The organism is Micromonospora sp. CP22, assembly GCF_009712475.1.
Lineage (GTDB): Bacteria > Actinomycetota > Actinomycetes > Mycobacteriales > Micromonosporaceae > Micromonospora.
Genome location: NZ_VCJO01000023.1, coordinates 1 through 24,668 on the forward strand (window position 1 = coordinate 1; position 24,668 = coordinate 24,668).

Below are 24,668 nucleotides of genomic sequence, written 5' to 3' on the forward strand. Positions count from 1 at the left end.
CGTGGTCAACCGGCACACCGACAAGCCCGCCGCACCTTCAACCGGACCTGACCAACCTCATCTCAAACACGCACTCAGCGGGAACCTGAGATATCTGTTCCGATCGGCCTGCTACTTCAACTCGCCCACCATGTTGCCGGGCGATCCCCAGACACCGCTGATGTACCGCCCGGACGACATCAACACCGACACCGCGACCCCCACCCACCTGGCCTGGGTACGCGCTTTTCAGCAGTTCTCGCAGATCCCGGTCACCGGCACCAACGACTACACCACCTGGGCCCAGTTGTTGGTCTCCTCCGGAGACGTCGATCGGCCAGCGACCGGGTGTGACTGCATCACCGAGATCACCGCTACCCGCGGCGCCCAACTCATGGCTGCCGGTTACCGGATCGTCGGCCGCTACCTGGATGAGCACCTCAGCCCGGGCGATGACGGCTACCTCGGGAAGGCGCTCAAGCCCCACGAGCCGCAGACCATCCTCGACGCCGGGCTGCGGTTCTACCCGATCTTCCAGTACAACGGCACCCAGCTCTTCAACTTCACCTACGAGAAGGGCTACGACCAAGGCAGGATCGCCCACCAGAAGGCCGTCGAGTATCGCATCCCTCCCGGTACGTGCATCTACTTCGCGGTCGACTACGACGCACTGGACGTCGACATCGACAGCAACATCCTGCCGTACTTCCAAGGTGTCAAGGCCGGCCTCGCCGAGTTGGGCAACCGCTACATCTGCGGGGTGTACGGCTCCCGCAACGTGTGCAGCCGAATATCGCACGAGGTCGGTGTCCGCTGGTCGTTCGTCTCCGGCATGTCGTGGGGCTTCTCCGGCAACCTCGGCTTCCCGCTGCCGGAGAACTGGTCGTTCAACCAGATTCGGGAGTACACGTTCCAGCCGGGCTGGGGCTTGGATCACAACGTGTGGCGGAACAACTCCGACCCCGGCGTGTCCCGCCTCGTCAGCGAGTAGTGAGGGAACCTGATGTTCAGTAGAAGACAACTCCTCGGTGCCGCCGCTGGTGCCGGCGTACTCGCCCTCGCCCCTCAACTTCCAGCCCACGCTGCCGCAAACGGTGCGGCGAAGTGGACCCGTGCGGTCTCCGCCAACGGCTGGCGGATCGACCGTACCGCCATCACCACGTACCGGATCGAAGGTTCTCTGGCGTCAGTCGCGCTGCGGCAGGGCCCCGCTGCCGCAGTGCTGCTGCACGTCGCCCGCCGCTGGCACTACGAGATCGCACCGCTCGACACCGGCGAGGGTGGCGGCGTCACCGGCTACACCGCCCGCCGGAAGGTCGGGGCCGAATACGAGTCCAACTACCTGTCCGGCACGGCGATCGCACTGCATCCGACCGCGTATCCAGCCGGCGGTAGTGAAGGACTCTGGCCTCATCATGAGCAGATCGTGCGGGACATCCTGGTCGACTGCGAGGGTACGGTCGTCTGGGGCGGTGACCTGCGACCAGCCAAGGTGTCACACTTCCACCTCGCCGCCCGTCCCGGCAGCGAGGAACTTGCCCGCGTTGCCGCGCAACTGGATTCCAGCGGGCAGAGCCTGGTCACCCATCAGAGGGCAGGGGCGGTAGCGGATCCGGCAACTCCCGCACGCCGTGACAAGGCGCGGAGGGTGCCGCGTCCACGCTGACGCCGCACACAGCGACATCCGGGCCCGCCGCGTGAGTCGCGGCGGGCCCGGAATTCTGTCTGCTGATCTCGTGGGCCGAGTGAAGGCTAGTAACGACTGGTGCAGGACCAGATCGAGGGACCGCCGATCTGGGTGTCGTAGCAAGCCTTGTAGGTGTAGCCCGCATCGTCGAGCATCGCGGTCCATACGTTGGTGCCGTTGAACCGGCCGTCGTAGTTGTAGACCGAGAGGCGGAGATTCCCGTTGGCGTAGTACCCGAAGCCAGCGATGGCGGTGTAGCAGCAGCCGCGGCTCCACGCCGTTCTGCAGGTCGGACTGTACCGCAGCTCGACTCGCGATTCGTAGCCGTTGTGCTTGCTGTAGATGGTCACAGCGTCGGTGCTGCAGTAGACGTAGTTGGACGGGCCTCCCGGCATCGGTGCCAGGAACGACGCGGGGTCCTTGCCGTCGCAGGCTGGGCCGCAGGAGCTGGCGACCGCGAGGGTTGAGCGGAGGGCCCGCACGGCGGCGGGGTCTGCGATCGTTTCGACGCTTCCGTCGGCGTGCTTGATGGTGCGGCTGGGCAGCGTGACATCCGCCCGGCCGTCACGCTCCTTGGCGATAGCCTCCTCCCGCTTCGGCATGGCAGGTTCGGCTGACGCAACGACAGGAGAGGCCGCCGCGTCCGACGGCCCGGCCGCCAGCGACTGCCCGGGTGCAACGAGGAGAAGCGGGATCAGTGCGGTGAGCAGCAGGGACGCGCGGACAGGTTTATGCATGAAGAGGATCCCCGTACTGTGATGCGATCGCCACGACTTGCGACGGGGCCAATATCATCACAGGGGGTAATCTCCGTCAAGGTACTTAAATATTTAAGTGCGTCCCGACGTTGCCAGACCGCATCCCGTCACTCTCTCGACAGGCGGAAGGGCGATGTCAGCGAGCCTGAACCTCCGCCACTGCCGCCACCGTCGTCGTCATCCGGCGGCGGGGTGGTCGGCGGCGTGCTAGTCGGCGGGGTCTGGGTCGGCGGGTCCGGGTTCTCCGGCTCCGCCACTGACACGATGATCTTCACCGTGCTGCCCTTGGTGCGCTCGGTGTTGGCGTTCGGGCTCTGGTCGACCACCCGTCCGGCCTCGTCGGCGGGGACCTCCGGACCCAGTTCGGGGTCGACCTTGAAGCCGGCGCGTTCCAACGTCCGCTTCGCCTCTGCCTCGGGCAAACCCACCACCGACGGCACCGGCACGATGTTGCCCTTGGAGATGGTGAGGATGACCTTCGTTCCCTCGGCGACCTTCTCCCCGGAGGGCGGGGAGACGTCGAGCACCTGGCCCGCGCGCTCCGCGCTGTTCTTCTCCTGGATCTCGACTTTGAGATTGAGGTTCTCGAGCTGGGTTTCGGCGCTCTCGCGGGTGCTGCCGACCAGGCCCGGCGGAATGGTCACCTCCGGCTTGCCGCCGCAGATGTTCACAGTCACCGTGCTGTTCGGCGCGACCCGCTCACCTGCGGCTGGGGACTGCCTGGTGACGGTCCCCTCCTTGCAGTCCGAGCTGAACTCTGGCTCTCCCCGCGCCGGCACGAAGCCGGCCTGCTGGATCTGGGCGAACGCGTCAGCCTGGCTCAGCCCGGTGACCGTGGGCACCGCCGCGTCCTGCGGGGTGTCACGTTGGTTCAGCAGCAGGGCGGCGACCAGGGCGATGACCGCGAGCACGCCGAGCGCGGCGAACGTGGCGATCAGCCACGACGACGCCTTCCGCTGGCGCGGATCACCCACCCGCGCGGGAATCTGCCGGGTCTGCGCGGCACCCGCAGGCGGGTAGCCCGGACGACCGGCTGCGGCCATCGCCACGGTCTCGTCCTCGCGCATCACCGGGGTCGCCATCACCGGCCGACCAGCCGCCGCCCGAAGCAGGTCCGCCCGCATCTCCCCGGCGCTCTGGTAGCGGTTCAACGGGTTCTTCGACAGTGCCTTGAGCACGATCGCGTCGACCGCCGGATTCACGTCCGGGTTCAGGTCACTCGGGGTCGGCGGAGCCTCCCGCACGTGCTGGTACGCCACACTGACCGGGCTGTCGCCGACGAACGGCGGATGTCCGCAGATCAGCTCGAAGAGCACACAGCCGGCGGCGTACACGTCGGAGCGGGCGTCGACCGCCTCGCCGCGCGCCTGTTCCGGGGAGAGATACTGCGCAGTGCCGATGACCGCGCTGGTCTGGGTCATCGTGGTGGCACCGCTGGCCAGCGCCCGGGCGATGCCGAAGTCCATCACCTTGACTTGGCCGGTCTGGGTGAGCATCACGTTGCCCGGCTTGATGTCGCGGTGGATGATGCCGTGCCGGTGGCTGAAGTCCAACGCGGCGCAGATGTCGGCGGAGATCTCCAGGGCCCGCCGGGGTTGCAACCGGCCCTCGGCGCCGAGCACCTCCTTCAAGGTGCGCCCGTTCACGAACTCCATCACGATGAACGGCAGCGTCTCGCCGGTCGGCGCCTGCTCCTCGCCGGTGTCGTAGACGGCGACGATGGCCGGGTGGTTGAGGGAGGCGGCGTTCTGCGCCTCCCGCCGGAACCGCATCTGGAAGGTGGCGTCCCGGGCCAGGTCGGCCCGCAGCATCTTGATCGCGACGTCCCGCCCGAGCCGCAGGTCACGACCACGATGCACCTCGGCCATGCCGCCATAGCCGAGCAACTCGCCGACCTGGTACCTGCCACCGAGCAGGCGGGCCTGCGCTGTCATCGCGTCTGTCGTCCTTCGCTCGTCGTCGTCTTGTCGCCGCCCGGTCGGGGCTGATCCAGTCGACGGTACGCCGTACCGACCGGATCGTCTCGCCCGTCGAGCCGCAGCGCGTCGGACGTCACCGTTCGCACGGAAACGTAGCCCGGCATGCCCGCACCGAGGTTGTTCCGTATTTGGTAGGAAATCACGCCGGAGCAGATTAGGACCAGTGCGCCCAACATGATGGCCAGGAAGACCATGCCGGATCGTGACCGTCGGGGTACAGGGTGTGACGGTGTGGGCTGCGGAGCGTACCCGGATGGCACGGTCGCCGCGCCACGCGGGTAGCCGGCGGCGGCCGGTGCCACAGTGGTGGGATGCGGCGCCGCTGGCGGGCGGGCCTGCGGGTGGGCTGGCGGCCGGTGCCCCACGGCCTGCGGATGCACCGGAGCCGGGGAGTGCGGAGCCGCGACCGGACGCGGCGGCTGTGGGGGTTGTGGCGGCGGAACCTGCGCCCGAGCCGGTGCCGGCGAGGCGGGCGCGGCTGAGATGGGTGTGGCCTGACCACCGGCTCGGGCCTGCCGGGACAGCGCGCTCTTCAACTGCCGCGCCACACCGGCCAACGCGGCGGCACTCGGCCAACGATCCTTCGGGTCCTTCGCCAACGCCCGCTCGACCACCGCCCGCACCTGGGGCGGGATGTCGGCGGGCAGCGGCCGGGGAATCTCCCGGACGTGCCGCATAGCGATGTCGAGCGGGTTGTCGCCCTCGAAGGGACGCCGGCCGGCGAGGCACTGGTAGGCCACCACGCCGAGCGCGTAGACGTCGGAGGCGGGGGTGGCTACCTGCCCGGTGGCTTGCTCCGGCGAGATGTAGGACGCGGTGCCGAGCACCGATCCCGCCGCGGTGAGCTGCCCGACCAGTTCCGACCGGGCGATGCCGAAGTCGGTCAGCACCAGCGTGCCGTTGGGACGGACCAGCAGGTTGCCGGGCTTGACGTCCCGGTGCACGATGCCCTTCACGTGAGCGGCGTGCAACGCGTCGGCGGCCTGGGCGACCAGTGCCATGGTCCGCGCCGGAGTGAGCCGGCCGACCCGGCTCAGCGTGGCCGAGAGGGGATCGCCCTCGACGTACTCCATCACCAGGAACGCGATGTGCTGGTCGTTGCCGAAGTCGTAGACGTCGACCACGCCCGGGTGGTTGATCGTCGCCATGGTGCGGGCCTCGCCACGGAAGCGCTCGGCGAAGCCGGGCTCGTCCAGCAGCGCCGGGAGCAGGCTCTTGACCGCCACCGTACGCCCGAGAACCTGGTCGGTGCCGCGCCAGACGTCGCCCATGCCTCCGCTGGCGATCCGCTCGTCGAGGCGGTAGCGGTTACCGAGCTGCACACCGGGACTGAGCATGTCAGCGCCCCCCGGGGTCGGCGATGGCGGCTCGCATGATCTGGCCGGCGATCCGGGCGGCCTCGGCGCTGCCCCCGCTACCGGCCTCCTCCAGGACGACGCAGACGGCGGAGACCGGCTTGCCGTCGGAGTCGATCGCGAATCCGATGAACCAGCCGTGGTCGGGGCGGTCCGGCGCGGACTGCGCGGTGCCGGTCTTGCCGCCGACGGTGTAGCCGTTGATCCCGGCGCTGCGGCCCGTGCCGTTCTGCACCACGCTGACCATCATGTCCCGCAGGTCGGCGGCGACCTGTCCGCTCACCGGCCGACGCAGCTCGCGCGGGTTGGCGGTGTCGTAGACGGTGGTGCGGTCCGGCGCCAACAACTGACGCACCAGGTACGGCCGCATCTGGCTGCCGCCGTTGGCCACCGCCGCAGCGATCATGGCTCCCTGCAACGGGGTCATCCGCACGTCACGCTGGCCGATGGAGGACTGGGCCAGTGCCGCAGGGTCGGTGCCGCCGTCCGGGTTCGCCATGCTGCCGGTGCGGCTGGCCGCCACGCCCAGGCCGGATTCGCCGAGCCGGCCGACGGTCAGGTCTTCCTGCTCGAACCCGAACTGCCGAGCCTTCTCCTTGAGCACGTCGGCACCGAGTTGCACGCCGAGCTTGGCGAACCCCGTGTTGCAGGAGTCGGTGACCGCCTTCATCAGGGTGACCTGTGCCTGCGGGCAGATCGACGGCACCGCGTTGGTGATCGCCTCGCCGGAGGTGGGCGGGGTGTAGCTGGGCCCGGCCGGGATGTTCGTATCCGTGCCGATCCCGTTCTCCAGCGCTGCCGCAGCCACCACGATCTTGAACGTGGAGCCGGGTGGCAGCACCTCGCCGAGCGCCCGGTTCCGCAGCGGGCGTGCCGGATCCTTTTCGAGCTTGTTGTACGCCGAGGTGGCCTCGTTGGTGTTGTGGCTGGCCAGCGGGTTCGGGTCGAAGCTGGGGATGGAGACCAACGCCTGCACCGCCCCGGTGGCCGGGTCGAGGGCGATCGCCGCACCCTTGCTCGCCCCACGGTTGTTGTTCCGCAGCTCGTCGTACGCGGTGTCCTGGGCGCGCTTGGACAGGGTCAGCAGCACGTTGCCACCAGCGGTGGTGTCGCCGGTGACCATGTCCCGCAACCGGTTGACGATGAGCTGGTCGCTGGTGCCGGCGAGGAAGTCGTTCTCGGCCCGCTCCAGGCCGGTCGCCGACCCGTTGACCGGCTCGTACCCGAGCACGTGGGCGTACTTGCCGCCGCCCGGGTAGGTGCGCAGGTATTTCAGCTCGCCGTCGGTCTCCTTGCTGACCGCCAGGGCGGTACCGCCGGCCTCGATGTTGCCGCGCTTGCGGTCGTACTTGGCGACCTGGACCCGACCGTTGTAGTCGCTGGTGCGGTACTCGTCTGCCTTGTACGCCTGGATCCAGTTGAGGTTCGCGAAGAGCAGCCCGAACAGGACGATGACGACGACGCCGACCCGGCGCAGGGGTGCGTTCACGGCTTGATCACCTCCGTGGGGGCACCGTGCAGCTGCTCGGGCGGACCGGAGGGCCGAGTCACCCTGCCCCCGACTCCGTCGACCGGGCGACGGCCGGCATCGGAGACCCGCAACAGCACCGCGATGAGCAGCCAGTTCGCCATCAGCGAGGAGCCACCGGCGGAGAGGAACGGCGTGGTCTGGCCGGTCAGCGGGATGAGCTTGCTGATCCCGCCGACGATCACGAAGACCTGGAGCGCCAGGGTGAACGCCAGGCCACCGGCGAGCAGCTTGCCGAAGGAGTCCCGAACCGCCAGGGCGGCCCGCAGACCCCGCTCGACGATGAGCAGGTAGATCACCAGCAGCGCGGAGAGGCCGAAGAGGCCGATCTCCTCACCGATGCCGGCGAAGATGAAGTCGTTCTGCACCTCCGGCAACAACAGCGGCTGGCCACCACCCGGCCCGGCGCCGAACAGCCCGCCCGAGCCGAGGGCGAGCAGCCCTTGGACCAGTTGGTAACCGTCGTCGTAGGGCTGGGCGAAGGGGTCGAGCCAGATCTGCGCCCGCAGGTAGAAGTTCGCGAACGGACCGCCCACCGCGTCGCCGAGGACGTACGCGAGATAGGCACCACCGAAGAAGAGGACCAGGCCGATCAGCAGCCAACTGACCCGCTCGGTGGCGATGTAGACCGTGGCCACGAACATGCCGAAGTAGAGCAGTGAGGTGCCCAGGTCCTTCTCGAAGACGAGGACCAGCAGGCTGATCGCCCAGACGACGAGCACCGGGCCGAGGTCACGCCCACGCGGGAAGTCGATGCCGAGGAACCGGTGGCTCGCCAACGACAGCACCTCGCGCTTGCGCACCAGGTAGTAGGCGAAGAAGACCAGCAGCGCGAGCTTGGCGAACTCGCCGGGCTGGATGGAGAAGCTGCCGATGCGTACCCAGAGCTTCGCGCCGTTGATCTCGGAGATGCTGGGCGGCAGCACCGCCGGCAGCATGACCAGCACGATGCCCGCCAGGCCCAGCGTGTACGCGTACCGGGAGACCGACCGGTGATCGCGCATCAGCGCCAGCAGCCCGGCGGCGAGGACCACCGAGATCAACGTCCAGGCGAGCTGTCGGCCGCCGATGCCGGCGAAGATGGCCAGATCCGCTCGCTCCTCGGGAGCCGCCTTGGCGAGGTCGAGGCGGCGGAGGAAGCCGACGCCCAACCCGTTGAGCAGGGCTACCGCCGGCAGCAGGGCCGGATCGGCGAAGGGTGCCAGGAACCGGATCACCAGGTGCACGCCGAGGAACACGGCGGTGAGCGTCGCCGCCGGCACCCAGAAGCCCGGGGTGACCGTGTCGAGCACCTTCGCCTCGACCATCGCCCCGTACGCGGCGACCAGCGCCATCGCCAACAGCAGCAGCGACAGCTCGGCGTTGCGCCGGGACCGGGCCATGCGTACGCCGGGCCGCTCGCCCGCGGTCGCGGGCGAGGAAGCCGGGGTGGCCGGTGCGGTCACGTTCGTCCTCGGGTCGGAGCCGGTGGCCTACTCGGGCGACCGGCAGGCCGCCGGATCGACCGTGGGCGTGAAGGTGTCGACGGGCGGCGCGTCGGGGGTGCTGTCCGGGGCGGTGGAGGCGTCGACGGGCGGCGAGGCCGTGGCCTCGCCACTCGGTGCGGTACTGCCCACCGGGCTCGGCGAGCCGGCCGGGGCGCTCGGTGGCGGTGACGGCGAATCCACCACCGAGGGGGTGGGGCTCGGAGTCGGCGGGCAGATCGGCTTGAGGTTGACGTTCGTCGGGCTGTCCATCGTCAGCTCCGCCAGCCGACGTTCCGCGTCCGGCTCGCTCTTGGCCGGGATGCCCTGCTTGACCTGCTCCTGGGCGGCCAGGGTGAGGTCGTCCAGTTGCGCGGTGCTCTCCGAGTGCACCCGGGAGAGATCCACTCCGGCGATCTGGCCCTGGATGCCACGGAACACGGCCACCTGGCCGTTCTCCGTCGCGCCCACGTAGTACTGACGCTGGGTGTAACTCCAGCCGGCGAACACCCCGCCGCCGACGAGCACCATCAGGGCGGTCGTCATCGCCAGGGCACGCAGCGGACGGCGACGCGCCTCGGGCTCGTCGTCGTTGTTCGCGGCGGACTCTTCGGGGGTCGGTGGCCGGGGCGCAGAGAGCGCCGAGGCACGAGCCGCCGGGGTGGAGACGTCCGCCGAGGTGGCCATCCCCCGGTCCCGGGCCGCGGCACCGCCGACGATCGGCGCCGCCTCGACGATGTCCCGGTCGGTGGCGTCGGCGATGATCACGGTGATGTTGTCCGGACCGCCACCACGCAGGGCGAGCTGGACGAGCCGCTCGACACACTGCTGCGGGTCGGCGTACTCCCGCATGGTCTCGCCGATGGTCTCCGCGCTCACCACGCCGGAGAGGCCGTCGGAGCAGATCAGATAACGGTCGCCGGGCAGCACCTGGCGGACCGAGTACTCCGGGTCGATGTCGCGGCCGTCCAGGGCCCGGGTCAGCAACGAACGCTGCGGGTGGCTGCTCGCCTCCTCCGGGCTGATCCGGCCCTCGTCGACGAGCATCTGGACGTAGGTGTCGTCCTTGGTGATCTGCGCGAACTCTCCGTCACGCAGCAGGTAGGCCCGCGAGTCGCCGATGTGGACCATGCCCAGCTTGCTGCCGGAGAAGAGGGTCGCCGTCAGCGTGGTGCCCATCCCCTCCAACTGTGGGTTGGCCTCCACCGTTTCGCGGAGTTGCTGGTTGGCGGTGCCCACGGCGGAGCGGAGCGCGTCGACCAGGGCGTCACCGGGGACGTCCTCGTCCAGCGGCGCCATGGCACCGATGACGATATTGCTGGCGACGTCACCGGCGGCCATGCCGCCCATGCCGTCGGCAACGGCGAGTAGCCGCGGTCCGGCGTAGACGGAATCCTGGTTTCCGTCTCGGATCAGACCGCGGTCGCTGTGGGCCGCATAGCGCAGGGTCAGAGTCATGGCCGTAATTCGAGAGAGGTGCGGCCGATGCGGATCGGCACGCCGAGGGGAACGGGGGTTGGTCCGGTGACCTTAGCGCGATCTAGGTACGTGCCGTTAGTCGAACCGAGGTCCTCGACGAACCACTGCCCGTCACGCGGCACGAGGCGGGCGTGTCGCGCGGACGCGTAGTCGTCGGTGATGACGAGGGTGGAGTCCTCGGCCCGACCGATCGTTATCTGCGCCTCACCCAACGTGATCCGAGTGCCGGCCAACTGGCCTGCGGTCACCACCAGTTGGTGCGCCGCCCGCCCCCGCTTCACCTTCGCCGGCTTCGCCGTCGCCTGACCGGTCGACGCGCCCACCATCCGGGGCGCGGCCACCAGTCGACCCGACCGGGCCCCCGCGAAGAGGTCCCGGCGGATGACGCCGACCACCGTGAACACGAAGATCCACAGCAGGACGAGGAATCCGAACCGGGCAACGGTGATCACGAGTTCCGGCAAGGCGGATCAGCCGTCCACGCGGAAGGTCAGGGTGGTCGTACCGAGCTGGATCATGTCACCGGGGTTCAACGCCACGGCGGAGACCCGCTGGCCGTTGACCATGGTGCCGTTGGTCGAGCCGAGGTCGGTCAGCACGACCTGGCCACCGTCGAAGTCCAGCCGGGCGTGTCGCCGGGAGATGCCGACGTCCGGCAGGCGCAGGTTGGCCTGGTCGCCCCGACCGATCACGGTCGAGCCCATCTGGAGCGGATAGGTGCGGCCGTCGCCGGAGACCAGCCGGATGTTGCGGCCCCCGCCGTGACCCGGAGGCGGACCGTAGCCACCACCCTGGTCGTACGACGGATATCCGGGCGGGCCGGCGTCGTAGCCGGGCGGACCGGCGTCGTAGCCGGGGGCGGAGACCGGGGCCACCTCGCCACCGGTGTAGACCTCCGCGGTGACCCGGAACATACCGGTGTCCAGTCCTTCGCCGCGCTCGATCTCGACGATCACATCCCCGTAGACCGTCCAGGCCTGCTCGCCGATGAACTCCGCCTGCGACTGGGCCAGCTCCTGGGCCAGTGCGGCGGCGTACGGCGCCAGCCGGCTGTGGTCGTACGGGGAGAGATCGATCACGTAGCGGTTGGGCACCAACGTGCGCCCACCAGCCAGGATGGCCTTGTGTGCCTCGGCCTCCCGCTGCATGGCGTTGAGGATCTCAACGGGGTGCACCACCCCTTTGAAGACCTTGGCGAAAGCTCCTTCGACCAGGCCTTCCAGACGCTTCTCGAAGCGTTGCAGCACGCTCACCGGCTCCTCCTCGGGTCCCGAGGACATGATGGTATCCGTCCAGAGCGCACGCAGCTCACACGCCGCTCGGCCGGCAGGCCACGGCCCGTTCGGACGGCCCCTGATTGTCGTGCTACTCTTTCGTCCGCCACGAACGGTAACCGCTGTGAGCAGCGAAAGCCATTCGCGGCAACAGACCAAGGTCACGTAGTATGGCCGAGGCCCGCCGGTGATCGGCGAAGCCCCGGTTCAGACGCACGTTCAACCAGGGTCCAGCCACGGGGAAGTGGCGGAATGGCAGACGCGCACGGTTCAGGTCCGTGTGTCCGAAAGGACGTGGGGGTTCAACTCCCCCCTTCCCCACCACAAGACGAGGGCTCCGCAGCTGCGGGGCCCTCGCTCCGTATCAGGGCATGCCGGACGTCACGCTATGCTCCGATGGTTTCTGCCTCCGACGCACCAGGAGTGGCTCGTGAGTGTCGCATTCGTGACCGGGTCGGGCGGTCTGATCGGCTCTGAGGCGGTCCGCCATTTCGCCGGCCTCGGTCTCGACGTGGTCGGTATCGACAACGACATGCGGCAGGAGTTCTTCGGCGCGGAGGCGTCCACCGCCTGGAACGTCCGCCGGCTGACGGACGAGTTGGGTGGGGCGTACTCCCACCACAGCATCGACATCCGGGACCGGGCGGCGCTCGGCGCGCTGTTCGGGCGGTACGGCCGGGATGTGGCTGTGGTGATCCACACCGCCGCGCAGCCCTCGCACGACTGGGCGGTGCGCGACCCGTTCACGGATTTCGACGTGAACGCCGCCGGCACCCTGAACGTCCTGCAGAGCGTGCGGGAACACTGCATCGACGCCCCGGTCATCCACTGCTCCACCAACAAGGTCTACGGCGACCGGCCGAACAGCCTCCCCCTGGTGGAACTGGAGACCCGCTGGGAGATCGAGCCGGGCCACCCGTACGAGCAGGGCATCCGCGAAGACATGTCGATCGACGCCTGCCTGCACTCGATCTTCGGTGCCTCGAAGGTCGCGGCGGACATCATGGTGCAGGAGTACGGCCGCTACTTCGACATGAAGACGGCCTGTTTCCGGGGCGGCACGCTGACCGGGCCGGCGCACTCCGCGACCGAGTTGCACGGCTTCCTCGGCTACGTGATGCGGGCGAACATGGAGCGCCGCACCTACAAGATCTTCGGCTACCAGGGTAAGCAGGTCCGCGACGCCATCCACAGCTCGGACGTGGTCTCGGCGTTCGAGGCGTTCTTCCGCAGTCCCCGCTCGGCCGCTGTCTACAACCTCGGCGGCGGTCGGCACTCGAACACCTCGAACCGGGAGGCGTTCGCGCTGGCCGAGCAGATCACCGGCCAGGAAATGATCACCGAGTACGTCGAGGCCAACCGGATCGGCGACCACAAGTGGTGGATCGGCTCCAACGAGGCGTTCCAGGCCGACTACCCGGACTGGAAGCAGGTGTACGACGTACCGATGATCATGCGAGAGATCTACGAGGCCAACGTGGACAAGTGGGTGCCGGGGGCATGACCAAGAAGAACGTGCTCGGCGTCCTGGTCGACGCGACCACCTACGCCGAGGCCACCGAACGGGTCGTGGCCGCCGCCCAGGAGCGTCGACCGCTGGCGCTGACCGCGCTGGCCGTGCACGGCGTGATGACCGGCGTGCTGGACCCGGCGCACAACGCCCGGCTCAACTCCTTCGACGTGGTGACCCCGGACGGTCAGCCGGTACGCTGGGCGCTGAACCTGCTCCACGGTGCCGGGCTCACCGATCGCGTCTACGGTCCGACGCTGACCCTGCACGTACTCTCCCGCTTCGCCGACGAAGGGCTCCCGGTCTACCTGTACGGCTCGACCGAGGAGACGCTCGCCCGGCTGATCCCGGAGCTGGAGCGGATGTTCCCGGCGCTGAAGATCGCCGGAGTGGAGGCGTCCAAGTTCCGTAGCGTGCAGCCGGGCGAGGACGCCGACATCGCCGAACGGATCAAGGCCAGCGGGGCTCGACTGGTCCTGGTCGGGCTCGGCTGCCCCCGGCAGGAGATCTTCACGTACGCGATGCGCCCGCTGTTGGACATGCCGATGATGGCGGTCGGCGCGGCCTTCGACTATCACGCCGGGCTGCTGCGCCAGCCGCCGCCATGGATGCAGCGCGCCGGGTTGGAGTGGTTCTGGCGCCTCGGCCTGGAGCCCAAGCGACTGTGGCGGCGCTACGTGATCCTGAACCCCGCGTACCTGGGCCGGCTGTTGGCGCAGAAGACCGGGCTGTGGAAGGCCCGGCCGCCCGCGCCGGCCACCGAGCGCCCGACCGAGTTCGCGGTCTGACCTGACCCGGCGAAACGGGCCCCGGCGCTGTGCCGGGGCCCGTTCGTCGCTGTCCGGACGTCAGAGGGTCAACGTCCAGGTGTTGATGTAGCCGGTGTCACCGCCGTAGACGTCGCGCACCTGGAGACGCCAGGTGCCGTTCGCCGCCTCGCTGGACAGGTTCACCGTGTAGGTGGTGTTGACGTTGGGGCTCCAGTCGAGGATGTTGTTGCTCTTCAGGCGGTAGGACGAGCCATCCGGGGCGAGCAGGTCGATGACCAGGTCGCCACGGTAGGTGTGCACGATGTTCACCGCGACCTTCGAGGAGGACGAGGCGTTCCGGTTGCAGCCGGAGATCGTGATCGAGCTGGTCACCGCCGAGCCGGCGTCCGGGATCGCCACGTCGGTGCCGTTGGTCCCGGAGCAGCCACCGCCACTGCCGCCGGTCACCGTCAGCGAGTACGTCGCGCTCTTCGAGCCGGAGGCCGCGGTACCGGTGACGGTCACCGAGTACGTGCCGGCCGGGGTGCTGGCCGAGGTGCTGATGGTCAGCGTGGACGACCCGCCGGAGGTGACGGTGGCCGGGCTGAACGAGGCGGTCGCTCCGGACGGCAGACCACTGGCCGAGAGGCTGACCGACTGGGCCGACCCGTTGGTGGTGGCGGTGGCCACCGTCGTGGTCACCGAACCGCCCGGCGCGGTGGAGCCGGAGGTCGGCGACACCGAGACCGAGAAGTCGTTGACCGGCGGCGGGGTGTCGCCGTTGACCACGTAGAGCAGCAGGTTCGGGGTACCGGTGCCCACGTTCGAGATCACGTTCGGGGTGGCGTTGTTGACCAGGTAGTCGCGGACCTGCTGCGGGCTCCACGTCGGGTTGGCCGACAGCACCAGGGCCGCCGCCCCGGCGACGTGCGGCGAAGCCATCGAGGTGCCGCTGATGGTGTTCGTCGCGGTGTCGTTGGAGTGCCAGGCCGAGGTGATGCCCACGCCGGGGGCGAGGATGTCCACACAGGTGCCGTAGTTGGAGAAGCTCGCGGCGGCGTCGTTGCTCTGGGTGGCACCGACGGTGATCGCCGGTTCGGCGCGGGCCGGCGAGTAGTTGCAGGCGTTCTGCCGCTGGCCGAGGGAGTTGCCGTTACCGGCGGCCACCGCGTACGTGATGCCGGAGTTGATCGAGTTGATGATTGCGTTGTCGAGGGCGGTGTTCGCCCCGCCGCCCAGGCTCATGTTGGCGACGGCCGGCTTCACCGCGTTGGCGGTGACCCAGTCGACGCCGGCGATGACACCGGCGTTGGTGCCGCTGCCGGAGCAGTTGAGCACCTTGACCGCCACCAGGCGGGTCGCCTTGGCCACGCCGTACGCCGAGCCACCGACCGTGCCCGCCACGTGCGTGCCGTGACCGTTGCAGTCGGTGTTGTTGGTGTCGACCGTGTTGGTGCCCCAGATCGCCCGACCGCCGAAGTCCGAGTGCGTGGTCCGGATGCCGGTGTCGATGACGTACGAGGTCACGTTGGTGGCCGTGTTGGGGTAGGTGTACGAGTTGTTGAGCGGCAGGTTCCGCTGGTCGATCCGGTCCAGGCCCCAGGACGGGGGGTTCGTCTGGGTGCCCGCGATGGATACGACGTGGTTCTGTTCGACGTACGCGACGGCGGGGTCCGCCGCGATCCGCGCTGCGGCCCGCGCGCTGACGCGCAACTCGGCGCCCCGGACGGCCGCGCTGTAGGTCCGGGCGGTCTCGCCGCCGTGCCGGCGCAGCAGCCGGTCCACGGAGGAGCCGACGGCGCTACGGCTGACCTCGCTGTCCTTGAACACGACGATGTAGCTGTTTTCGACGGCGGTCGCGCCGCCGGCGCTTCGGATGGTGCCGACCGGCTCGGCCGCCATGGCCGGCGTAGCCGCCGCCACCATGGCCAGCGCGGCCAGCCCGACGAACACGGACCTTTGTGGAAGAGCCATCTTCCTACCTCCCTCCGACCGGCATCGACCGTCCATCTGCTCGTGACAGATTGATCGATGAATGCCGATCACGGTGAGGGTAGTTGGATGTGCGCGGACAGTTAAACATGTCGGATCCCTCATAACATCGACGAGATGGTTCCCCCTACGGGGGCGGTCCAGGGGCGAACGGGGGGTGGGCCCGGATTCGGCGGGCCGGAAATCGGGCAAGGCTGATGGGCATGCAGAGCCATCTCGCCCTCCTGCTTCCGGTCGCCGCCGTCTGGTGGGCTGCTGGCTATCTCGCAGAGGGGCTCCCTCGCCTGAACCACGCTCGCGAGCTGCGCCAGCGCACCGGCTGGCTGCTCGTACTGACGCTGGCCGGGCTCGGTCTGCTGGTGGCTCTGCCGGTCGCCGGGCTGACCACCGTCGGCCCGACGCTCGCCGACCGGGCCGCCGACGGGCTGGCGCTGGCTGCCGTCCCCGCCCTGCTGGTGGCGGTCAGCACGGTGCGGCGGCTACGCCGGCTGTGGGCCGGAGCCGGCACGCTGGCCGTCGCCTCCGGAACGCCCGCCCCGCACGGACTGCGCGCCGCCGCCGCGCACCCGCTGGTGGGACTGCCGTTGCAGGTGACCGGGCTGGCGCTACTGCCGGCTGTGGCCACGGCGGGCGGTGCCGGCCAGTTCCTCGGCCCGGCGGCGACCGGGCCGGTGATCACCGTCGCGGCGCTGGTCGTCGCGGCGATCGGCGTACGACACGCGTTGCGTCACAACCGGCTGGCCGAGCGGGCCATGCCCGAGCGGGTGTCGTCACCGCGCCCGGCTCGCGCCCTGCACATATAGCAGCTCCAGGATCGCCCTGGTCGCCTCGAACCAGCGGTCGAGCCACCCGGGCGGCGGTACGCTGCCCTTCGGTGGCAATTCCATCAACAGACCGCGTAGCAGTGGGTGGTCCACGAGGGATCCGTCGTCCGCCGCCGACCAGCCGCCAGCCGGGAAGGACGGCTCGGTGAGCGGGTTCGGGTCCAACGACGGCAGGGTGAGTGGCGGCGACTGTTCCGTCGCGGCCTGGGTCTCCCGGCCCGTGTGCTCGGTCTCCGTCGAGACCACCTCGGTCAGTACGGTGTCCCGCCGAGCCCCGCGATACTTCCCGCCAAACCGTTCCGGCTTCCCCGGCCCGTTGGTGAGGTTTTCCGAACCGATACTCGTCATCCGTCTCGCCTGCCTCGCTCGGTTACCCGCCCTGCCGGGGGGATGTCGACCAGCGCGTACCGAGAGGTACAACGAGACGGGCACGATGTAGCGACGGCAGCCGGGCGGAGCACCCCTGGGGGACAGGCCACGCGATTCGGCCGACAACAGCAGGATCCCCGTTCGGCCACTGGCCGAACGGGGATCCGTCGTCACCGTCCCTGGGCGTCAGGCCCGGGAAACGCGCCGTCCCTGGTGCTGGCGACGAAAGCGTGCCAGTTGCCCGGCGCGAAGACCAGGGCCGGTCCGGCCTTGTCCTTCGAGTCCCGGACGCCGACCGCCCCGGTCACGTACGCCACCTCGACGCAGTTGTCACAGTTCGGCCCGCTCTTCGAGCTCTTGAACCATGTCGCCTGCGCCAGGTTCACGGAGAATCCTTGCGTCGCCACTTCCACAACGGCTCCTCTGCCAGTCTCGCGATGTACTCGACAGACTCCTCCGGACGCTTGGCCGCTGCTCGAATGTGATCGAAGATGAAGCTGTACTTCTGTAGTTCGTCGCTCTTCTCCAGGAAGAGCCCACCCGTGGCGTTCTCCGCGTACACGACATCCGGATCACCGGGTTCGGGGAAGCTGAGGATCGTGAAGGTGCCGTCCATGCCGGCGTGCGCCCCCACCTCGAACGGCAGGACCTGAAGCGTCACGTTCGGCAGCTGGGCCACCTCCACCAACCGCAGGAGCTGGTCACGCATGACCGCATCCCCGCCCACCGGACGGCTCAACACCGCCTCATCGAGCACCACCCAAAGATCGACCGGATCGTCCTGGGACAACAACGACTGACGACCGAGTCGGACACGCACCCGTTGCTGCACCTGATCAGCGCTGAAATCGGGGCGGGCCGCGCGGATCATGGCGCTGGCGTAGTCCTCGGTCTCCAGCAGCCCCGGCACCACCTGCTGCTCGTACGCCCGGATCGAACTGGCCGCCGCCTCCAGGCCCACGTACGCCCCGACCAGCACCGTGCTGTACGGGTGCCACCAGCCCTTCTGCCGCGCCTCACGGGCGATCTGCACCAGCTCGTCGCTCTCCGCCCCGACCACTCCGTAGATCCGGAGCATGTCCCGAACGTCGCGGGGAGTCGCCGTGGTGTGGCCGGTCTCGATGCGCGAGATCTTGGAGGCCGAGCATTCCAGTTGCTCCGCCACCGCCTCGATGGTGATCCCGGCGGACTCGCGCTGGCGGCGCAACTCCGCGCCGAGCCGGCGCCGCCGGATGGTCGGGCTGCGCCGCTCGCTCACCGTGTCACCTCTCCGCTTCGACGCGCCCCTGTCACCACTCGCCCGTGGCGCGATCCTCCCCGGCGAGGGTTCGCGGCGTGGGTGGTGCCGGTCCTCGGCCGGCCGCGGCGGCGAAGCCGGCTCTCAGTGTGCCGCCCGGGTGCCAACGCGTTCAAGCGCCGTTTCGCGCGAGCCGCTCACGTATCGGCAAAAGTCGACGTGCAACTTGCATGACGCACGCTCCTCATGCACTCTGTCCCTATGGCCCGGGTTACTGACCGTCTCCGATCCGTCTCCACGAGTGATCAAGCTTGTGGAGCGGTGGGTCATCGGCGTTCCCGGCCGTCAGCTGCCAACACGGCCCTCGGGATCGGGAGCCACTCGCCCAACCCTGTCGGCGACAGCCACGGCGACACCTCCTGATCAGCCGACCGATCGCGTCGGAGCCTCCCACCAGCGGCCCCACACCGACGGTCGAGCCAGCCGACCCCGGTCCCCGAGACACGATCTCGACGCCGGAGCCCGGCGACAACCCCCCCATCGTCCTTCGCCGGCCCCTTCCCCGCCGGCCGACTTTCCAGGAGCCCATGTGCTTCCCCGCTCCGGTGACGTACTGCACGTGACTCGCGCGGCGAGTGTCCAGTTCCGCAAACCCATCCTGTTCCGGGTCATCCGGGTGCTCGACCGGCCCACCTACGACGGCTGGCTCTGGCTCGAAGGCTACGAGTTGAACGCGGCGGGGGACGCGGTCGACCGTCGCTCGATCTTCGTCCAGCGGGCCGGGCTACGGCAGGTCCAGGCCGCTCCGCAGCCGCGTCCACACACGGTGCGTACGGCACGCCGACCGACCGTACGGACTCCGGTTCGGGTGCGCTGAGCAGCGCGACCGCCCAGTTGGTCGGCGGGGCGGGCCGGCGATCCCGGCGGTCCGCCACACGCCGCCTTCGTTCGAGGTGAAAAGGATTCGGGGGGCGTGCCGCCGACATAGAATCGGTGTGCCCACCCCGGCATGTCTCCACCCCGCGCCTCCCGGACCCCGAGTCTGGGATGGCCATGGTCAATATGTCCGCGCGGGAGCCTCACCGGTCCCGTATCGCCTACACCCTCGGGCTCCTGGTGCTGCTCGGTGCCGTCACCCTGGTGGTGCTGGGCCGCGATCCCGCCCTGTCGTCCACCCGGCTGGCCGAGCCCGTACCGGCCCCGGAGATCACCGTCGTGGAGAGCGAACCGGTCGAGCCCGACGCACCGGCCGGGGAGGTATGGGACACCTACGCGTACGACGGCCGCTACGAGCGGTCGGTCGACGCACCGGCGGACCCGAACGGCGGCTCCGGGCAGTCCACCTACCGCACCGACCAGGGCGCGCCCGCCCAGGCCACGGATGAGCACCGCCGGGAGGAACTGCGCCGCTCACTCTTCTGGTCCGGAGTGTTCGGACTGGCGATCTCCCTCGCCGGTCTCGGACTGGTGGGCACCAGACGCCGCATGTGGTGACGCCAGCGATCACGGGGTGGGGCTCGTCGTGACGGACGGCTCGGTCGTCGGCTCGTCCGGCGTCGGCTCATCCGTCGTCGGCGACGGACTCGGACTGGCCGTGGCGACCACCAGCAGCACCTCGTCACCCGGCTCCACCAGTTCCCCGGCCCCCGGGTCGGTGGAGACGACGGTTCCCGGCGTCTGATCCGACGGGCGGTACTCCACCCGATAGTCGAGATCGAGCCCGTCCAACGCCGCCCGCGCGGCAGCCTCCGGCAACCCGACCAGCGGCGGTACCGGCACCAGCGCCGGGGCGGCGCTCGTCGGCGGCGGTGATGACGCCGACGGGGACGCGGTGGTCGGCGAGGCCGATGCCGTCGTCGGTGTGGCCTGGGTGGTCGGCGATGGCGACTCCGAGGCCGGCCCGTCGTCGTCGAGCAGGCCCTGGCTCGCCAGCCAGAAACCGCCTCCGATCAGGGCGAGCAGGAGCAACAGCAGAATGCCCCAGAGGATCGGTAGCCACCACGCTCGGCCGGGCTGCTCGTCGGCGTACCAGTCGCCGGTCAGTTCCTGGTCCGCTCCCGGCCGTACCGAGGGCACCTCCGCCCGACCGGACCAGGCCGCCGAACGCTGGGTCGGTGGCAGCGGCGCGGTGGCGTCGGGGGGCGGCGTCGGCCCGTCGGTCGCCCGGTCCGGCGGTGCGGTCTCGTCAGCGGTACGCCCCAGCGGCGCGGTCTCGTCCGCCGCCCGCGCCGACTCGTCGGGCGTACGCCCCAACGGCGCGGTCTCGTCTGGACTGTCCGAGGGGATCGGGCGGGTCCGGTCGTCCGGCTGCCCGTCGGTCGGCTCCTGGCGGTCGTCGCTCATGGCACGTCCTTTCCGCCGGTCGGGCGGGCAACAGGCCCCTGACGGCCAACCTAGCGGTTCCGCCGGTCATCGGTCGGCATCAGCGTGTCGGGTCCGCGTCACGGGGCCGGAGCGCTGTCCTCCTCGCTCTGCGGCGCGCCGCACCAGAGCTGGACCACGTCGTTCCACCTGCCGACCGTTCCGCTCACCGGTTGCTGCCTGGTGACCGTGCCGGAGCGGCCGTTGGGATAGCGGGGGGAGAAGCCGTCCTCGACGAGTTCGGCTCCCGCCTCGTTGCACGCCTCACCGACGAGGTCCGGCACCTCGTTCGGTGGGGCCGCCCCAGCCACGTTGACCTTGACGGTGACACCGCGTCGCACCGGCGTGCCCGGGGCCGGGTCGGTGCTGCGTACGCTGGAACTGTCACCGCTGCCGAAGATGAGCTGCCAGCCCAGGCCCAGCTTCCGCAGTTCGTCCCGGGCCTCTTCGAAGTCCAGGCCGACCAGGTCCGGGACGGTGAGTCCGCTCGGCTGCGACTGGCTGGGGCTGCTACTCGGCGAAGCCGAGACGGTCGGCTTGGGCCGCTCCCGTGGTGGCGAGCTGCGAACGGCGGGGGTAGGGGTGGGGGCGTCGATGGCATCGGATGCCACCTTGTCCTGCCGCGCGTGATCGCCGGCGAGCATCCACCCGCCGGTCCCACCGATGATGGCGAGCAGTACGGCAGCGGCCCCACCAGTGATGATCAGTTTCGTCCGATCCGGGCCGGTGTCACCGCGTCCCGGCCGCCCACCCGTGGTCCCGTCCGTCATCCCGCCCACCACCTCATAACCCGCGACCGTAGCGATCCGGGCCAAGCACTGTCCGTAACCGTTGCCGGTCGATGCCCGCGCACAACTCGCCGCACCGACCACAGGACGTTACGCTGCCCGGCATGGCCAGACAGGGCTGGGGAGGATCGATCGCCACCGCGTGCGGCGTGGCAGCCGGTGCCGGGGCCGCCCAACTGGGCTTCGGGTACGGCTTGGGCATTCTCAACTGGGCACCCGACGAGGCGACCGTCGGTACGGCGGCCTGGGTGGCCAGCCTGATCTGGGCCACCTGGATCGCTGCCACCTCGACCATCTTCGGTGCGGTCTGCGCGCAACGGCTGCACGACCGCCGTCAGGCCGCGTCCCCGCCCGACGCCGTGGTCGACGAATCAGCGGCGTCCGATGCGCCGGTCCCGCCCGCCGGTGAACCGCCCGCCGCCATCGTCAAGCCGGCCGGTGGCGGGCTGTGGGGGATCGCCCTGGCCGTGGCCGCCGGGCTCGGCGCACTGATCACGGTGTTGCTGGTCGCCGTACCGGCCCGGGTCGCGGTGGTGCCGGACACCCCGTCTCCCCGGGACATGGCCGCCGGGTACGCAGCGGTCGGCGTGCTGGTCGGGACGCTCGTGGCGGTCTGGACGCTGCGGTGCCGCGCCGCCGCCACCAACGTCATCGCCACCGCTGGCTGGCTCTGGCTGCTCGCGGTCATCGCCGTCGTCGACTCGGTGATCGCCGGTCGTGGGCTGACCACCGCACAGCTCGGCATCTGGCAACTCAGCTCCGGCAGCGACCAGTTCTGGATCCGGGACTACTTCTACTGGCCCGGTGCGGTGCTGTCGCTCGGTTCGGCGCTGATCATCGGCGCACTGGCCGCTCGCAGTGGAGTACGCACGGCCGACCGGCGGGTCGGTGCCACCGCCTCGGGTGCCGCCGGACCGCTGCTGGTGGCCATCGCGTACTTCCTCGCCGTGCCGAGGCTCACGGCGATCAGCCCGGAGCAGGTGTCCGCCCACCTCATCGCCCCGTACGCGGTGATCGTCGGCATCGGCGGGTCGGTCCTGCTGGCGGCGCTCGCCCAACGGTCTGCCCGGCTCGCACAGAGCCGGTCGAGCAGTCCCGGCGCCGCTCCGGTGCTGCCCCGGCAACGGGTCGGGGACACCGACCGCCTCACCGAGGCGTCCGATCCGGACACCGACCGTTCCGAGCCGGGTACCCGACCCCGGGCCGGGACGACAGCCGGCGAGGTGACCGAGCCCCGGACGGACGCCGCACCGACGCCCGCCGCGTCCAAGCCCGCACCGACGCCCGCCGCGTCCAAGCCCGCACCAACCTCCGGCACATCCAAGTTGGCACCGGCCGAACCGGGAGCAGCCAGGTCATCCGCATCGAAGAAGTCGCCCGCACCGAAGTCCTCGACGACGAAGCCGAGTCCGGTGGAGGCGGGCACGGAGAGCGACCCGTCGCCCTCCGGCGACGACACGACGCCCCAGGGCAGTGGCGGGGGTCGCGGCCGGCAACAGCGCCGGGGCCGCTAATCACCGCCGCGAAAGGTGACTTCGGGACGGGCCCGGCACGGCTGCTCAGTCGAGCGGCCAGGTGTGCACCGGTTCGTTGGTGTACTGCAGCTCCGCGTAACGCTGGAGCATGTGGTGCAGGGCGGCCCGGCGATCCAGACCCAGTTGCCGCTCGGCGGCCCACACCGTGGTGGTCTGCCAGACCGCACCGTTGCGGCCGGTACGACAGCGTTGCTCGATGATGCCGAGCAGCCGGTCCCGGTCGGCCGGGGCGACGCCGAAGCCGTCGAGACCGGCCGCGGCGATCGGCAACAGCGTGTCGAGCACCAACGTGGTCACCGGAACATCGCCCAGCCGGGGCCAGTGCAGGACCGCGTCCATGCCGCGGCGGGCAGCCGCGTGGAAGTTCTCCTCGGCGGAGCTGAAGGTGAGCTGGCTCCAGATCGGCCGATCGGCCTCGGCCATGCCCCGGACCAGCCCGAAGTAGAAGGCCGCGTTGGCCAACATGTCGACCACGGTCGGTCCGGCCGGCAGCACCCGGTTCTCCACCCGCAGGTGCGGGCGACCGTCCATGATGTCGTACACGGGTCGGTTCCACCGGTAGACGGTGCCGTTGTGCAGTCGCAGCTCGGCCAGTTCGGGTACGCCACCGGCGTGCAGGACCTCCACCGGGTCCTCGCTCTCGCAGATCGGCAGCAGTGGCGGGAAGTAGCGGACGTTCTCCTCGAAGAGGTCGAAGATCGAGGTGATCCACCGCTCACCGAACCAGACCCGAGGCCGTACGCCCTGGGTCTTCAACTCGTCCGGCCGGGTGTCGGTGGCCTGTTCGAACAGGGCGATTCGGGTCTCCGACCAGAGCTGGCGGTCGTACAGGAAGGGCGAGTTGGCACCCACCGCCACCTGGGCGGCGGCGATCGCCTGCGAGGCGTTCCAGTAGTCGGCGAAGCTGTCCGGTGCCACCTGGAGGTGGAACTGGAGGCTGGTGCAGGCCGCCTCCGGCGCGATCGAGTCGTTGTGCGTACGCAGTCGCTCGACGCCTCGGATGTCGAGTTCGATGTCCTCGCCCCGGGCCCCGACGATCTGGTCGTTCAGCACCCGGTACCGCTCGTTGGTGGAGAGGTTGTCCGCCACCAGGTGTCGCTCGTTCAACGTGGGCAGGATGCCGACCAGGACGATCCGGGTGTCCGACCGCGCGGCCCGCTCGTTGGCGCGGTTGAGGCTGGCGCACAGGTCGCGTTCGTAGTCCGCGAACCCGTTACCGGAGATCAGCCGGGGGTTGGCGTTGAGTTCCAGGTTGAACTGCCCCAGCTCGGTCTGGAACAACGGGTCGGCGATCGCGGCGAGGATCTCCTCGTTGCGCATGGCTGGTTCGGCCGCCGGGTCGACCAGGTTCAGCTCGATCTCCAGACCGGTCATCGGCCGGTCGGCGTCGAAGCCGAAGTCGTCGAGCATCAGCGCGAACACGTCCAGGCAGCGACGGACCTTCTGCCGGTACCGAATCCGATCCTCACGGGAGAAGGCGGCTCGATCGACGTCCCTGCCCATGTTTCCTCCCGGCGCGCGACGCCCACGAAACGGTGCCGCTCCGGAGCGCACTGTGAACCATACTCGCTGGAAACGTCGAGCCAGGCCACCCCGAAGGCCGGTCTATTGCCGCCGCCCGCCTCGCCGTTGAGGCCGATGGCACCGACACGGACCAGGTCGATCACTCCCGCCCGACTACCTACCCAGCCGCCTCGTCGGGCCCTCGGTATTCGTCGAAGAACAGGTTGTGACAATTCGCACCTGCGAGCGGCCGGGACGAGGAGCCGTACCCGGACAGCCGACAGGCCCGCGCGGTGCG

Annotated in this window: 23 protein-coding genes and 1 tRNA gene; 9 read left to right on the forward strand and 15 right to left on the reverse strand. The window is 69.8% G+C overall.

Features of this window, described 5'->3' with window-relative positions; genetic code table 11:
* Both FF096_RS23555 and FF096_RS23560 read left to right on the forward strand, forming a co-directional pair.
* Positions 1–970 (forward strand): glycoside hydrolase domain-containing protein (locus tag FF096_RS23555; RefSeq protein ID WP_155221751.1); only part of this gene is annotated, 970 nt, incomplete at its 5' end.
* Positions 971–982: 12 nt separating this feature from the next.
* Positions 983–1,645, forward strand: a complete 663-nt coding sequence (locus FF096_RS23560; RefSeq protein WP_155221752.1) for a hypothetical protein — start codon at positions 983–985, stop codon at positions 1,643–1,645.
* An 86-nt stretch (positions 1,646–1,731) separates the two neighbouring features.
* Here FF096_RS23560 and FF096_RS23565 read toward each other — a convergent pair whose 3' ends face one another.
* The 8 genes from FF096_RS23565 to FF096_RS23600 all read right to left on the reverse strand — a co-directional run bounded on the left by FF096_RS23565 (position 1,732) and on the right by FF096_RS23600 (position 11,508).
* Positions 1,732–2,403: a DUF2690 domain-containing protein gene (locus FF096_RS23565; RefSeq protein ID WP_155221753.1), complete on the reverse strand. Its 672-nt coding sequence runs from the start codon at positions 2,401–2,403 to the stop codon at positions 1,732–1,734.
* A 128-nt stretch (positions 2,404–2,531) separates the two neighbouring features.
* Positions 2,532–4,358, reverse strand: a complete 1,827-nt coding sequence (gene pknB, locus FF096_RS23570; protein ID WP_155221754.1) for a Stk1 family PASTA domain-containing Ser/Thr kinase — start codon at positions 4,356–4,358, stop codon at positions 2,532–2,534.
* Positions 4,355–5,740 (reverse strand): serine/threonine-protein kinase, encoded by a 1,386-nt coding sequence (locus FF096_RS23575; RefSeq protein ID WP_155221755.1) that lies wholly within the window; start codon positions 5,738–5,740, stop codon positions 4,355–4,357. Before FF096_RS23575 ends, pknB begins: the two co-directional genes overlap by 4 nt.
* Position 5,741: 1 nt before the next feature.
* The gene (locus tag FF096_RS23580; protein ID WP_309223837.1) at positions 5,742–7,247 is read right to left on the reverse strand and encodes a penicillin-binding transpeptidase domain-containing protein; all 1,506 of its coding nucleotides are present in this window, start codon (positions 7,245–7,247) and stop codon (positions 5,742–5,744) included.
* On the reverse strand, positions 7,244–8,731 hold the full coding sequence (locus FF096_RS23585; RefSeq protein WP_375335383.1) for an FtsW/RodA/SpoVE family cell cycle protein: 1,488 nt from the start codon (positions 8,729–8,731) through the stop codon (positions 7,244–7,246). Before FF096_RS23585 ends, FF096_RS23580 begins: the two co-directional genes overlap by 4 nt.
* A gap of 27 nt (positions 8,732–8,758) precedes the next feature.
* Positions 8,759–10,207 (reverse strand): PP2C family serine/threonine-protein phosphatase, encoded by a 1,449-nt coding sequence (locus FF096_RS23590; protein ID WP_155221756.1) that lies wholly within the window; start codon positions 10,205–10,207, stop codon positions 8,759–8,761.
* Positions 10,204–10,692, reverse strand: coding sequence for an FHA domain-containing protein (locus FF096_RS23595; protein WP_155221757.1), 489 nt, complete (start codon positions 10,690–10,692; stop codon positions 10,204–10,206). The genes FF096_RS23590 and FF096_RS23595 overlap by 4 nt, the downstream gene beginning before the upstream one ends.
* Before the next feature lie 6 nt (positions 10,693–10,698).
* On the reverse strand, positions 10,699–11,508 hold the full coding sequence (locus FF096_RS23600; protein ID WP_093409193.1) for a DUF3662 and FHA domain-containing protein: 810 nt from the start codon (positions 11,506–11,508) through the stop codon (positions 10,699–10,701).
* Between the two features lie 232 nt (positions 11,509–11,740).
* Here FF096_RS23600 and FF096_RS23605 point away from each other — a divergent pair.
* The 3 genes from FF096_RS23605 (at position 11,741) to FF096_RS23615 (ending at position 13,800) form a co-directional block, all read left to right on the forward strand.
* A tRNA-Leu gene (locus FF096_RS23605) sits at positions 11,741–11,826 on the forward strand.
* Between the two features lie 64 nt (positions 11,827–11,890).
* On the forward strand, positions 11,891–13,006 hold the full coding sequence (locus tag FF096_RS23610) for an NAD-dependent epimerase/dehydratase family protein (RefSeq protein ID WP_155221758.1): 1,116 nt from the start codon (positions 11,891–11,893) through the stop codon (positions 13,004–13,006).
* Entirely contained in the window at positions 13,003–13,800 is a 798-nt protein-coding gene (locus tag FF096_RS23615) for a WecB/TagA/CpsF family glycosyltransferase (protein ID WP_155221759.1), read from the forward strand. Before FF096_RS23610 ends, FF096_RS23615 begins: the two co-directional genes overlap by 4 nt.
* 60 nt (positions 13,801–13,860) lie before the next feature.
* Here FF096_RS23615 and FF096_RS23620 read toward each other — a convergent pair whose 3' ends face one another.
* A complete protein-coding gene (locus tag FF096_RS23620) occupies positions 13,861–15,735 on the reverse strand; it encodes a S8 family serine peptidase (protein ID WP_155221760.1) in 1,875 nt (624 codons plus the stop codon).
* 221 nt (positions 15,736–15,956) lie between these two features.
* Between FF096_RS23620 and FF096_RS23625 the strand changes: the two genes are divergently transcribed.
* Positions 15,957–16,556 (forward strand): hypothetical protein, encoded by a 600-nt coding sequence (locus FF096_RS23625; RefSeq protein WP_155221761.1) that lies wholly within the window; start codon positions 15,957–15,959, stop codon positions 16,554–16,556.
* Here FF096_RS23625 and FF096_RS23630 read toward each other — a convergent pair.
* The 3 genes from FF096_RS23630 to FF096_RS23640 all read right to left on the reverse strand — a co-directional run bounded on the left by FF096_RS23630 (position 16,524) and on the right by FF096_RS23640 (position 18,204).
* Positions 16,524–16,925, reverse strand: a complete 402-nt coding sequence (locus FF096_RS23630) for a hypothetical protein (RefSeq protein ID WP_155221762.1) — start codon at positions 16,923–16,925, stop codon at positions 16,524–16,526. The two genes, FF096_RS23625 and FF096_RS23630, sit on opposite strands and share 33 nt — an antisense overlap.
* Before the next feature lie 191 nt (positions 16,926–17,116).
* The gene (locus FF096_RS23635; RefSeq protein ID WP_309223838.1) at positions 17,117–17,353 is read right to left on the reverse strand and encodes a DUF397 domain-containing protein; all 237 of its coding nucleotides are present in this window, start codon (positions 17,351–17,353) and stop codon (positions 17,117–17,119) included.
* On the reverse strand, positions 17,329–18,204 hold the full coding sequence (locus FF096_RS23640; RefSeq protein ID WP_309223839.1) for a helix-turn-helix transcriptional regulator: 876 nt from the start codon (positions 18,202–18,204) through the stop codon (positions 17,329–17,331). The genes FF096_RS23635 and FF096_RS23640 overlap by 25 nt, the downstream gene beginning before the upstream one ends.
* A gap of 568 nt (positions 18,205–18,772) precedes the next feature.
* Between FF096_RS23640 and FF096_RS23645 the strand changes: the two genes are divergently transcribed.
* The gene (locus FF096_RS23645) at positions 18,773–19,060 is read left to right on the forward strand and encodes a hypothetical protein (protein ID WP_309223840.1); all 288 of its coding nucleotides are present in this window, start codon (positions 18,773–18,775) and stop codon (positions 19,058–19,060) included.
* 176 nt (positions 19,061–19,236) lie between these two features.
* Complete coding sequence (locus tag FF096_RS23650; RefSeq protein ID WP_375335384.1) at positions 19,237–19,677, forward strand: hypothetical protein; 441 nt, start codon at positions 19,237–19,239, stop codon at positions 19,675–19,677.
* A gap of 9 nt (positions 19,678–19,686) precedes the next feature.
* Here FF096_RS23650 and FF096_RS23655 read toward each other — a convergent pair whose 3' ends face one another.
* Both FF096_RS23655 and FF096_RS23660 read right to left on the reverse strand, forming a co-directional pair.
* Positions 19,687–20,526: a PASTA domain-containing protein gene (locus FF096_RS23655; protein ID WP_155221764.1), complete on the reverse strand. Its 840-nt coding sequence runs from the start codon at positions 20,524–20,526 to the stop codon at positions 19,687–19,689.
* A gap of 98 nt (positions 20,527–20,624) precedes the next feature.
* The gene (locus tag FF096_RS23660) at positions 20,625–21,314 is read right to left on the reverse strand and encodes a PASTA domain-containing protein (RefSeq protein ID WP_155221765.1); all 690 of its coding nucleotides are present in this window, start codon (positions 21,312–21,314) and stop codon (positions 20,625–20,627) included.
* A 122-nt stretch (positions 21,315–21,436) separates the two neighbouring features.
* Here FF096_RS23660 and FF096_RS23665 point away from each other — a divergent pair, with 122 nt between their 5' ends.
* Positions 21,437–22,846 (forward strand): hypothetical protein, encoded by a 1,410-nt coding sequence (locus FF096_RS23665; protein WP_230462897.1) that lies wholly within the window; start codon positions 21,437–21,439, stop codon positions 22,844–22,846.
* A gap of 45 nt (positions 22,847–22,891) precedes the next feature.
* Here FF096_RS23665 and FF096_RS23670 read toward each other — a convergent pair whose 3' ends face one another.
* Entirely contained in the window at positions 22,892–24,370 is a 1,479-nt protein-coding gene (locus FF096_RS23670; RefSeq protein ID WP_155221766.1) for a glutamate--cysteine ligase, read from the reverse strand.
* Positions 24,371–24,668 lie beyond the last annotated feature (298 nt).